Genomic DNA, 10,876 nt, shown 5'->3' with positions numbered 1-10,876 from the left:
AAATATTTTAAATATTCTGTTATAATACTCCGTTATCCAATAATAATACCAATATGGAGGTTCTTATGTGGAAATATTCTCCATTAAAGACAATTCTTATTTTAGGGCCTATGGTTTTTGCTTTTGCATTAGCTATGGATGTTTATATGCCCGTTCTACCAGAAATGCGTGAAGCGTTGAATACTACTCAACAAATGGTGCAAGTTACACTATCTTTATTCTTAGTTATTACAGGTGTTGGGCAATTATTTTTAGGGCCACTATCTGATCAACTTGGTAGGTTTAAAGTTATTCTGTTATCGTCAATACTCTTTGTTATAGGGTCTGTTCTATGTGCGCTATCATCTACTATTGATATTCTAATATTTTCAAGGGTTATTCAGGGCTTGGGCTGTTGTGGTCTATCTGTATGTGCTTTTGCTATTATTAGAGATGCCTATTCAGGTAAAACAAGCTCGATGATATATAGTTTTATTAACGCAATAATATCAGTTTCACCAATTATAGGGCCTCTTATTGGGGTTCAATTAGCTACGCATTTCCAGTGGCAGTCTGCTTTTATATTTTTAACAGGTTTGGCAATTATAGCTTTTTTAATAGTTGTTATCTTTGTGAAAGAGAGTTTGCCTGTTGAAAGGCGTAAAAAAATGTCATGGGATGTTTTTGCAAGATATTTGTATGTTGGAAAATCTTTACAATTTTGGGCTTATTCATTGACTGCTGTTTCAGGAATGGCTTCATTTTTTATACTATTTTCAATGACTCCTTATATTATCAACTATCTTGGCTATTCAATTTCAAAGATATATGTTGTTTTTGGTTCTGCAGGGATAGCTTTTCTAGTGGGATCGTTATTATCTGGGGCAATAGTTAATAAGCTTGGTGTTTATAATACAGCAATATTTGGAGTAGCTTGTGTTTTTGTCGCAGGTATAACGTCTTTAACTATATATATGATCTATGGTTTGACACTTTGGGGATTTTTTGCACCATGTTTCTTTGCTACTTTTGGAGCGGCCTTTACTACTGGTACAGGTGCTAGTGGTAGTCTAGAGCCATTTTATGAGATCGCGGGAGTTGCTGCAGCATTATTTGGAACTATGGAGTTTGCAATTAGTGGTGTTATAGGAAGTATAGCTATGCTTTTCCCAGCAACAAGTTCTTTGCCCATTGCTGTTACTATGATTATTATGTCAGTAGTATGTTTTGTGCTTCTTTTCTTAATAAAAGGTAAAGTGAAATAAAAAATTGTGAAAGTTAATTTTTATTCTAGAAGTTAATTATGTTGAAAGTACTGAAAACTATATTTACTAAAGTTAAATCTATATTGAGTTCTTACTGGAGTTGGTATATAGATTCTTGGAGAAGCATAGCGCCAATAAGATACTTTGGTATTTTTATAATGGTGCTGATAATAATTTATGAGGTTTTCTTCAGAAAAAGCTAAGAATTTAGTCTTGTTTAAGATTCTTGATCATTAGAGCAAATTTCATATCTTCAGGTGAAACGTCGTCAAATTTGATTTTAGCCTGATAGCCACTTCCTTTTGCCTCTTCCATATGATTGCCATCTTTATCAAGCATATTATCTAGAGTAATTTCACGACTTCCTGATGGTAGCATTAACTCAATACTATCGCCAATTTTCATTTTATTACGGACATTTACATTGGCATAACCTGTATGCTCATCAAAGTCTGTAATTTCACCAACGAATTGTTGCGTTGAGCTACGAGAGTCAGAATTTTCATATTTTTGATATTCATCATGGACATGGCGACGATAGAAGCCTTCGGTATAACCACGGTGTGCAAGTCCTTCAAGCTTATCCATAAGAGTCATATCAAAAGGTTTGCCAGCTAATGTATCTTTGATAGCTTGATCATAAAGTTGGGCAGTTCTGGCAGCATAAAAGAATGACTTTGTACGTCCTTCTATTTTGAAACAATCAACTCCCATTTTTGTCATTGCTTCGACATGTTGGATTGCTCTTAGATCTTTTGAGTTCATGATGTATGTGCCATGCTCATCTTCAAACATAGGGTTATACTGTCCAGGCTCTTTATCATTTTCTATTAGCACAACTCTATCGGAAGGTTGACCTATACCAAGAGTCGATTGTGTTTGAGTAGGCTCAAAATCGCCCCAATCATTTTGTTTTGCCTCTGCAACTTTATAGTTGTTTCTACAGGCGTTGTTGCACACACCTTGATTAGGGTCTCTATGGCTATAGTAACCAGATAGTAGACATCTACCCGAATAAGCCATACAAAGTGAGCCATGAACAAAAGTTTCAATCTCCATGTCTGGAACATTTTCTTTTATTTCAGCTACTTCACGTAATGATAGCTCTCTAGATAAAACTACTCTGGTGATGCCAAATTTTTGCCAAAACCTTACAGTCTCGTAGTTTACAGCATTTGCCTGGACAGATAGGTGTATTTCTTGATCAGGGAAATGCTCACGGATAAGCATGATCATCCCTGGATCTGACATAATCATTGCATCTGGTTTTAGTGCCATAACAGGAGCTATATCTTTTATGTAAGTTTTAATTTTTGCATTATGTGGAGCAATATTATTTGCTAGCATTATTTTCTTGCCTTGTGCATGAGCTTCATTTATCGCTGTTTCAAGAGTTTCTAGTTTTGAAAATTCATTATTTCTTGCTCTTAAACTATATCTTGGTTGACCAATATATACAGCATCAGCACCATATGCAAAAGCATAGCGCATAGCTTTTAAAGTTCCAGCTGGAGATAGAAGTTCAGGTCTTTTCATTATTATTTATCCTTTGATTTAGTATTTATTAATTTAATTTTTAGACTGTGAATAATTTACACTAAGGATTTTAACTTTTTATTGTTTATCTATAAAGTCTTATTTTTTGATAAGAGAATAAATGAAAAAACAGATAACAGGTAGCCCAATAACGATAAAATAAGTTACTATAAGCCCATTATATCCATAATGAGTTAGATGCTGCGATACCTGTAAAAATAAAAGCTAATAGATTTTGTGTAAGCCCAATAGCAGATGCTGTAGTCCCTCTTCTAAGTGGATGTTTATGAAGAGCCTCGCTCATTAGGTTGGGCATAGCTATTCCAGCTCCAACTGTGTATATAAAGAAAGGAGTCATTAGAAGCCAACCTGATAGGTTAATATCTGTTATTTTTGTAATTATTACAATAATAAGAGTGGTAATAAAAAGAATATTTATAATAAGAAATATCTTAATAAAAGGTGTTTTTGCTTTTAAAAGTTGTTTGGAAAGAAAGCCTTCTATAATAATGCGATAGATATAGGAATGGGAAATAAACTAAAATCTTTAGTTGAATAGTCTAGTTTAGCTAATAGAAATGGTATTTCTGATAAGTAGATATAAACAAGCATATATACAAAAGAGCTAGTAGCTGTTAGAACAACAAATTCTAAGTTAGAAAAAACATGACCATATTGTTTTAACACAGATAAGATAATATGGCGTTGGTTATGCAAATCTTCTTTCAAAGAGTTTCTGATGGAAGCTCTAGCCTGATTGTTAAAACAAACATTACTATGGCTAGCATTGTCAAGAAAACAAAGATGCCTCGCCAAGATGTATAAGATGTCAATATTCCACCAATAAGAGGGGCAGGGGCTGGCATTGAGCCAATTATCATAAATCCTGAGTTTATAATATGCTTTGCTTTTTGCTCGAAATATATAAATGTGAATAGTTGCCATAATGAAAGAACGCTAGCAACGTTTAGTCCTTGCAGAAGTCTAGCGATCATAAAAAATCCAAGGATCTTTTTAGGATTTATGTAAGCCACATTTGTTAGAGCTTTTGTAATTAAGTAGCTTCAACCTATAAAAGACATTATAGATATTTAGCTTTTAAGAAGAAAAAGTAGAGCTTTCGATATTAGAGGATTTTAAATGATATGGCTAAAATTATAAGATAGTCAGAAGTCAAACATATCTTTTGTAACTCTTATTTTAGGGAGCTTTTACTTATATTTGGTAATATAGACTATAAACCAAAATAGAGGTAGGCCAGCTAAGATAATATAAGATATTATTAACCCATTATAGCCATATTGAGTTAAATAAGCTCCAAGGCTACTAAATAAAAATGCCGCAAGATTTTGTAGTAAGCCCATAAAAGAAGCTGCTGTACCTCTTCTATGTGGATGTAGTGATAAAGCCTGACTAATTATATTAGGCATACCGATTCCAGAACCTATTGTGAAAATGAAGAAAGGTATAGCTAATAACCATCCAGAGAGAGGTATGTTAATAAATTTAGCTATTAAAACTACAATTGTAGCGATGACAAATAAGCTAACAGGAAGCATAAACATTTTTTTGAATTTAGCTCCGCCTTTCAACAATCTCTTAGATATTATCCCGCCTAATATAAAAGCAACAGATATTGGAATAAAGAACATACTAAATTCTTTTGTTGCAAAATGAAGCTTTGTTAATAGAAATGGTACCTGAGATAAATATACATATACAGAAATATACATAGAAGCACTAGTTAGAGCTAAAATCATAAACTTAGAGTCTTTAAGTAGATGCTTATATTGATGTAATATAGCTAGGATAATGTGTTGTTGTTCAAGTTTGTGCTCTTTTTTATGAATACTTTCTGGTGGGTTGGGTAGTCTAACAGTTATCAAAAATAGTATAGCGGCGATTATAACTAGGACGATAAAAATTCCATACCATGCTGAGAATGTTAAAATCATTCCACCAAATATTGGCGCTAAAGCAGGCATTGATCCAATAAGAATAAAACCGGAGTTAATGATTTGAGTCGCTTGCTTTTCAAAATAACTAAATGCTAGAACCTGCCATAAGCATAATGCACTAGCGGCGCTTAATCCTTGGATTAAACGGGCTATAAGGAAAGTTGAAATGTTGGGTGAAAAAATAGCTATAATATTAGCGATAATGTATAGAGCAAGGCCAAACGCTAAAACTTTCGAGGTCTTAATGTGGTCTGATAGAGTTCCATACACAGGAATTCCAATAGCAAGTCCTAGCATATAAAAACTAACGGTTAATCCCATACTAGCCTTTGTTGTTGCAAACACATGTTGCAACACTGGCATTGCTGGTAAATATACATTAGCTGTTAGAATTGATAGAAAAGCTAGTGTATAAGTAAGAACCTTAATATTTTTACTCATGAAGTTATTTTCCTGAAGCTTGTTTATGATAAGTTTGATATAGGTTATTTGAATCTTCTAAAACCCTGTAAGAAACAATTTTTTGATCTTTTACTTCATATATTGAGATCAGGTGTGTTTCGAAGAATTCATTATTATGCTGGAAAGTACACTCTAGATAAGCATACTCATATACAAAATTAGTTTCTTCACTTGCAACTAAGTCTATAGGAGTTTTTTTAAACTCTGAAACAGAAGCTTTAATGTTAGTAAAATGTTTGATAATAGCGTCTTTACCGTGATGGCTACCACTCCATGGTCCTTCAATGCTATCACTATGCCAAGCAGCATTGTTATCTATTAGCTCTATAACCTTTTCAGGTTGTCCAGTTTTTTGGAAGTTTAGAAAATCTTTAATTATTTCAAGGTTAGTTTTACTCATTTTAAGTTCCTTTTTAGTTTTATTTTAAGAATAAGTTTAGACATTATACGTGAATAGTTAAATTGAATAATTTTCACCGATCTGTTAACTTATGGTTAATGATAAAAGAGCGGAAAGGTATTTTATGTCGTATACATTACATCAGCTTAGAGTTTTTGCATCTATTGTTGAAAATAAAAGTGTTAGAAAAGCAGCTGAGAGTATTTTCCTAACGCCTCCAGCTGTAACTAAGCAACTGCAAAATTTAGAAGATATTATTGAAGTAGAGCTATTTGAAAGAAAAAATAATAGTCTTCGCTTAAATAGAGAGGGTAAATGCTTCTATGATCTCATAAAACCAATATTGGACAAGGTTGATGAGGTTAATAGGCTAGAGCTACCTTTGCTAAGAAGTAAGAAGTCAAATATAAGAATAGGAATGTCGCCAATCTTTGAACAGAATGTTTTTGATGGAATTAATAGATGTATAGATAGTGGATTTTCATTTGAGTATGACTTAAAAGTCTATGAAAAGCCTCGACTGATAGAAATGTTAGAAAATTATGATATAGATGTTATATTAGCTGTAATAAGTGAAGATGAAGTACAAGATCTTAAAAATAAGGGGTTTTGTGTTAAGGCGTATCACAAGATTGATTTTGAAATGTATGCATCTAAAAAGCTTCTAAAACGTTACGATGATTTAGAAGCTGTGCTTAGAGAATCGGCATTAATTCTAGAGAGTAAGCATCGAAATAAATTTGGTTTATCAAATATCATAAGCTTTGATTGTTGCCTAAGTGTTTATAATGCTATTATTCAAGGTGTTGGTTATGGTTTTTTGCCAACGTTCCCATTACGACCTGATGAGAAAGAGGATCTTGTACGTATCCATAAAGGAGTCTCTTTGAGTAGTATTTGCAGTTATTACGCGTATCGTAGCAAAGAAGATGATAAACTTAATATCATTAAAGAACTTTTTGAAGATAGTTAAAATATAGCTGATGCAAAAGTAGCAAGGTTTTTTTTGCTGTGGTATTATGGTATTATCTTTTGTCTAAAATAGTAGACGAAAACTACTTCTTAAATTTTTATAGGGTCAAATATGAATTTCGAGCTTGCTAGAGAGAATATGGTTAAACAGCAAGTCCTTACAGAAGGGCTTTCTTTAGATGGTGTTGCTAAAGTTATGGCAGATGTTCCTAGGGAAATTTTCTTACCAAAGCATTTACAGGGGTTAGCATACTGTGATACTGCATTGACGATTGATGATAGGTTGTTAAGAAGTCCAATGCTTACAGCAAGACTTATAGAGGCTTTAGATGTTAAATCTAGTGACAATGTTTTAAAACTAGGCCTTGAATGCGGTTATCCAGCAGCACTTTTAGCAAAATTAGCTAAAAATGTTGAATTGATAGATTATGATGAGCAAAGACTTAGTCAAGTAAGACGCCAGCTTGCAAATATTGGTATTTATAATATTGAGTTTAATAGTGCTGAATATCTTACTAATATTAAAAAGAACGAAAAGAAATATAGCTGTATATATATATCAAATATTGTTGAAGAAGATGACATAGATAACTCCTTACTTGAGCTTTTAGAAGTCGGTGGCAGGATTGTTTTTGTTATTCGTAATAATGTATGTGATAAAGCTTATAAAATAACTAAAACAGCTAATGAGAAGTTTGAAAAAAGCTTTCTTTTTGATACATACAATAAGTAAAGAGTAATTATGAAAAGGCTTGGTATTTATCTTGTAATTCTTTTTAGCTTTAGTTTAGCTTTGGCTAATGAAGATACTGCTGTCCCTACATATAATAATGCAGGTAGACCTTTAGGGACTGATATAGCATCAGATCCTTATAGTGTACAGAAGCAGTACGCTAAAGCAGATGAAATAAAAAAAGATAATCAATTTTATGACCTTAAAAAAGCTGATAAAGTTGCAATGGTCGGTAAAACCAAGGATAAATTCTATAGTTTAATTGATATATATGAACTAGCAGCTAAACATAATGCTGAGTATCAAGCTGCAAGGTCAACTTTTGCTGCAAATGTTGAAACTGTGCCTACTGCTTTAGGTGCATTGCTACCACAAATTGATTTTCAGTATAACTTAAGAAGAGACTTATATAACCAGTTTGGTGGTCAAGTCGACGATACTTCTAATGTCTTTAACTTCCAAGGTTCACAGGTGCTTTTTGACTGGAGTAAATGGAAAACTTATACCCAAGCAACTTATTTACAAAAATCTTATGCAATGATTTATGCTAAAGCTGAACAGACTTTGATTGTAAATACAGTTCAGGCGTATTTTGAGCTATTAAGAGCTGAGCAGGCGTTACAATTCCAGTTTGCAAACGAAGCATGGAATAAAAAACTATACTTAACCCAAAAGTATCAGTATAACTCTGGAATGGTTTCTTATGCAGATTTTAAAACAACAGATGCACAATATCGTCAAGCAATTGCAGATAGGGTAAGTGCTCAAAGAAGTCTTATTAATGCAAAAGCAGTGATGGCCCAGCTTATTGGTAAGCGTATAAGCTCTATTTTGTATATCTCAAAAGATACTGAGTTTGGTAACCCTGTTCCAGATGATATTGACTACTGGTTGAATACAGCTGAAAAGTATAACCTTGATATCGCCCAGAAAAAATTTGAGTATCAAGCAGCTGGAGAAGGTGTTGGTATCGAGTGGGGTAACTTCTTCCCTCAAGTTAATTTAACTGGTGGGATAAATATGCAAAGAAATAACCTCTCTGGAGATCCAGCACAAGTTGATAGAATTCCTAAAAAGTTTGATGTTGCTAGTATTGGTGGAAGTGTTAACTGGAATCTTCTACGCGGTGGATCTGATTATGCGAAACTTAAAAAAGCAAGTTATGACAATCAAGCGGCTGATTATGCATTACTACAAACAAAAAGGGAAGTATACGCAGGTACAGTTCAGGCGTATCAAACAGTAGTTCTAGATGCAGTGAAGATCAAAGCATATAGAGAGTCAGTATACTCAGGTATTGCATCTGTAAAAGCTATATTAGAAGGTTTTGAAGCTGGTACTCAGACAATCGTTGACTTACTTAACCGTCAGGCTATTCTTGTCCAAGCGCAACTTTCTTTTGCAGACTCGATATTTAACTATGTTGAGGATTATGTCGCGCTTAAACAATATCAAGGTGGTCTTACATATAAAGATGTAGCTTATATTAATGCCATATTAGGTAAGACAGATATTATATCTGAGATAGCAACAGAATAGGCCTATCATTATGTCCAAAGTCTCAGTTTTTATTTTAGACTTTGAAAAATATCAAATAGAGCAAGTCTTATCATGGTTAAGTAGTAGAGTTGACCAATCAAAACTTACAAATAAGCAAAAAATATTTTCACAATTTATCAGATACTTTGTTTTATCTGAAAAATTTTTTGTAGTTGAGCCATTATTTGCTTTTGAAGATGGTAAGCCTTTTTTATGTAATAGTGATATTCACTTCAATATCAGCCATACAAGTAATAAAGTAATAATGGTTACATCTGATAAGCCTATAGGAGTTGATGCAGAACAAATATCTGAATCTCGTAAAATCTTAAAGATTGCACAAAGATATTTTAAAAAAAATGAGTTTTTAGCTTTGGAAAATAGCGGTGATTTATATAGGGATTTTTATACGTTGTGGACACTAAAAGAGGCTCAAGTTAAGAGAAGTTCTTTAGGAATTGCAAAAGGCTTAGATAGCGCGGTATTTAAAGATATTGGTAACGGTAATTGGGATAGTAAAAATTATCCTAATGACTTTATAACATTCTATTATGAAGAGTTGGTAGTGTCAATTTGCTCTAGTAATATTAAAACAGAGACTTTTAGTTTATTTGAGATCGTAGATTTTGAGTTTAGAGAGATAAAAAGATAGAGGGAGAAGTTATGGCTTTACATGGTAAAAAGAATGTCACAGATGATTTTGAGTTTTTTGAAGAATCATTACCAAAGGTTAGAATCCCAGTAGGGTCACAAGATCCATTACAAACATATCAAGAGATAAAAGATGAGTTAATGTTAGATGGTAACTCAAAGCAAAATCTAGCTACTTTTTGTCAGACCCAAGTTGATGATTTTTCTCATAAGCTTATGGATGATTGTCTTGATAAGAATATGATTGATAAGGATGAATATCCTCAAACTGCTGAAATAGAGTCTAGATGTGTAAACATTTTGGCGAATTTGTGGAACTCTTCGGCTGAAAATGCTATCGGCTGTTCAACTACAGGGTCATCAGAAGCGGCGATGCTTGGTGGTATGGCAATGAAATGGCGTTGGCGCGATAAAATGAAGGCCCTAGGCAAAGACTGTTCAAAACCAAATCTAGTTACAGGTCCTGTTCAAGTTTGTTGGCATAAATTTGCAAAATATTGGGATATTGAGCTTAGGGAAATACCGATGTCTAACGAAAGTCTTATAATGACTCCAGAAGCAGTTATAGAAAGATGTGATGAAAATACTATAGGTGTGGTTCCGACATTAGGTGTTACATTTACAGGGCAGTATGAGCCTGTTGAAGAAGTTTGTAAAGCTCTAGATAAGTTTGAGCAAGAAACTGGTATTGATATTCCGGTACATGTAGATGGAGCTTCTGGAGGCTTTCTTGCTCCATTTATAGATCCTGAGCTTAAGTGGGATTTTAGGCTACCTCGAGTTAAGTCAATCAATGCATCTGGGCATAAATTTGGTTTATCTCCATTAGGTGTTGGTTGGGTTATCTGGTCGGATAAAAAGTATTTACCTGATGATTTAGTTTTTAATGTAAATTATTTGGGTGGCAATATGCCTACTTTTGCATTGAATTTCTCTCGACCTGGTGGGCAAATAGTTGCGCAATACTATAATTTTGTTAGATTGGGTTTTGAAGGGTATAGAAAAGTACATCAGGTTAGTTATGATGTTACAAAGTATATTGCTGGACAGCTTGATGATATGGGTATCTTTGAGATTATTCATAGTGGTCAGGGTGGGATTCCTGCGGTTAGTTGGTCTCTTAAGGATACTAAGGATTATACTTTGTTTGATATTTCTGAGAAAATTCGCGCAAAAGGTTGGCAAATAGCAGCATACTCAATGCCTAAAGATAGACAAGATCTTGTTGTTATGAGAGTCTTGGTTCGAAGAGGTTTTACTTTTGACTTAGCTCAGCTAATGCTTCGAGATTTAAAAGTAGTGATTGATTCACTTGAGGGCAAAAGTACAACTAATGGGGCTAGTTTTTCACACTAGGCTCTATAAAGAAAAGGATATTGTA

12 protein-coding genes are annotated in these 10,876 nt (G+C 33.5%); 6 read left to right on the top strand and 6 right to left on the bottom strand.

The window, feature by feature from the left end:
- The first annotated feature begins 65 nt into the window (after positions 1-65).
- Positions 66-1,244, top strand: coding sequence for a multidrug effflux MFS transporter (locus tag FIP56_RS09760; RefSeq protein ID WP_192578716.1), 1,179 nt, complete (start codon positions 66-68; stop codon positions 1,242-1,244).
- A gap of 207 nt (positions 1,245-1,451) precedes the next feature.
- Here FIP56_RS09760 and yegQ read toward each other — a convergent pair whose 3' ends face one another.
- The 6 genes from yegQ to FIP56_RS09730 all read right to left on the bottom strand — a co-directional run bounded on the left by yegQ (position 1,452) and on the right by FIP56_RS09730 (position 5,600).
- Positions 1,452-2,780 carry a tRNA 5-hydroxyuridine modification protein YegQ gene (gene yegQ / locus FIP56_RS09755; RefSeq protein WP_192578715.1) on the bottom strand — a complete coding sequence of 443 codons (1,329 nt, stop codon included), beginning with the start codon at positions 2,778-2,780 and terminating at the stop codon, positions 1,452-1,454.
- 178 nt (positions 2,781-2,958) lie between these two features.
- Complete coding sequence (locus FIP56_RS09750) at positions 2,959-3,138, bottom strand: multidrug effflux MFS transporter (protein WP_192578714.1); 180 nt, start codon at positions 3,136-3,138, stop codon at positions 2,959-2,961.
- A 143-nt stretch (positions 3,139-3,281) separates the two neighbouring features.
- Positions 3,282-3,509, bottom strand: a complete 228-nt coding sequence (locus tag FIP56_RS09745) for a multidrug effflux MFS transporter (RefSeq protein ID WP_192578713.1) — start codon at positions 3,507-3,509, stop codon at positions 3,282-3,284.
- Entirely contained in the window at positions 3,506-3,814 is a 309-nt protein-coding gene (locus FIP56_RS09740; protein WP_192578712.1) for a multidrug effflux MFS transporter, read from the bottom strand. The genes FIP56_RS09745 and FIP56_RS09740 overlap by 4 nt, the downstream gene beginning before the upstream one ends.
- A 177-nt stretch (positions 3,815-3,991) precedes the next feature.
- Positions 3,992-5,179 carry an MFS transporter gene (locus FIP56_RS09735; RefSeq protein ID WP_192578711.1) on the bottom strand — a complete coding sequence of 396 codons (1,188 nt, stop codon included), beginning with the start codon at positions 5,177-5,179 and terminating at the stop codon, positions 3,992-3,994.
- 4 nt (positions 5,180-5,183) lie between these two features.
- Positions 5,184-5,600: a nuclear transport factor 2 family protein gene (locus FIP56_RS09730; RefSeq protein ID WP_192578710.1), complete on the bottom strand. Its 417-nt coding sequence runs from the start codon at positions 5,598-5,600 to the stop codon at positions 5,184-5,186.
- Positions 5,601-5,724: 124 nt separating this feature from the next.
- On the opposite strand from FIP56_RS09730, the gene FIP56_RS09725 reads away from it, so the two are divergent.
- The 5 genes from FIP56_RS09725 (at position 5,725) to FIP56_RS09705 (ending at position 10,851) form a co-directional block, all read left to right on the top strand.
- Complete coding sequence (locus FIP56_RS09725) at positions 5,725-6,573, top strand: LysR family transcriptional regulator (protein WP_192578709.1); 849 nt, start codon at positions 5,725-5,727, stop codon at positions 6,571-6,573.
- A 111-nt stretch (positions 6,574-6,684) separates the two neighbouring features.
- Positions 6,685-7,305: a protein-L-isoaspartate O-methyltransferase gene (locus tag FIP56_RS09720; RefSeq protein WP_192578708.1), complete on the top strand. Its 621-nt coding sequence runs from the start codon at positions 6,685-6,687 to the stop codon at positions 7,303-7,305.
- Between the two features lie 9 nt (positions 7,306-7,314).
- Positions 7,315-8,844 (top strand): TolC family protein, encoded by a 1,530-nt coding sequence (locus tag FIP56_RS09715; RefSeq protein ID WP_192578707.1) that lies wholly within the window; start codon positions 7,315-7,317, stop codon positions 8,842-8,844.
- A 10-nt stretch (positions 8,845-8,854) separates the two neighbouring features.
- On the top strand, positions 8,855-9,496 hold the full coding sequence (locus FIP56_RS09710; RefSeq protein ID WP_192578706.1) for a 4'-phosphopantetheinyl transferase superfamily protein: 642 nt from the start codon (positions 8,855-8,857) through the stop codon (positions 9,494-9,496).
- 11 nt (positions 9,497-9,507) lie between these two features.
- Positions 9,508-10,851, top strand: a complete 1,344-nt coding sequence (locus FIP56_RS09705; RefSeq protein ID WP_192578705.1) for a glutamate decarboxylase — start codon at positions 9,508-9,510, stop codon at positions 10,849-10,851.
- The last annotated feature ends 25 nt before the right edge of the window (positions 10,852-10,876 follow it).

This window comes from Francisella sp. LA112445, from assembly GCF_012224145.1.
Lineage (GTDB): Bacteria > Pseudomonadota > Gammaproteobacteria > Francisellales > Francisellaceae > Francisella.
The sequence above is the reverse complement of the archived record's forward strand: the minus strand, read 5'-3'. Positions and strand labels throughout refer to the sequence as shown.

Excerpts from the sequence above, each read along its gene's own strand:
- FIP56_RS09730 (WP_192578710.1), bottom strand. The coding sequence starts at position 5,600 with ATGAGTAAAACTAACCTTGAAATAATTAAAGATTTTCTAAACTTCCAA.
- FIP56_RS09735 (WP_192578711.1), bottom strand. The coding sequence starts at position 5,179 with ATGAGTAAAAATATTAAGGTTCTTACTTATACACTAGCTTTTCTATCA.
- FIP56_RS09760 (WP_192578716.1), top strand. The coding sequence starts at position 66 with ATGTGGAAATATTCTCCATTAAAGACAATTCTTATTTTAGGGCCTATG.
- FIP56_RS09705 (WP_192578705.1), top strand. The coding sequence starts at position 9,508 with ATGGCTTTACATGGTAAAAAGAATGTCACAGATGATTTTGAGTTTTTT.
- FIP56_RS09720 (WP_192578708.1), top strand. The coding sequence starts at position 6,685 with ATGAATTTCGAGCTTGCTAGAGAGAATATGGTTAAACAGCAAGTCCTT.
- yegQ (WP_192578715.1), bottom strand. The coding sequence starts at position 2,780 with ATGAAAAGACCTGAACTTCTATCTCCAGCTGGAACTTTAAAAGCTATG.
- FIP56_RS09750 (WP_192578714.1), bottom strand. The coding sequence starts at position 3,138 with ATGACTCCTTTCTTTATATACACAGTTGGAGCTGGAATAGCTATGCCC.
- FIP56_RS09710 (WP_192578706.1), top strand. The coding sequence starts at position 8,855 with ATGTCCAAAGTCTCAGTTTTTATTTTAGACTTTGAAAAATATCAAATA.
- FIP56_RS09725 (WP_192578709.1), top strand. The coding sequence starts at position 5,725 with ATGTCGTATACATTACATCAGCTTAGAGTTTTTGCATCTATTGTTGAA.
- FIP56_RS09715 (WP_192578707.1), top strand. The coding sequence starts at position 7,315 with ATGAAAAGGCTTGGTATTTATCTTGTAATTCTTTTTAGCTTTAGTTTA.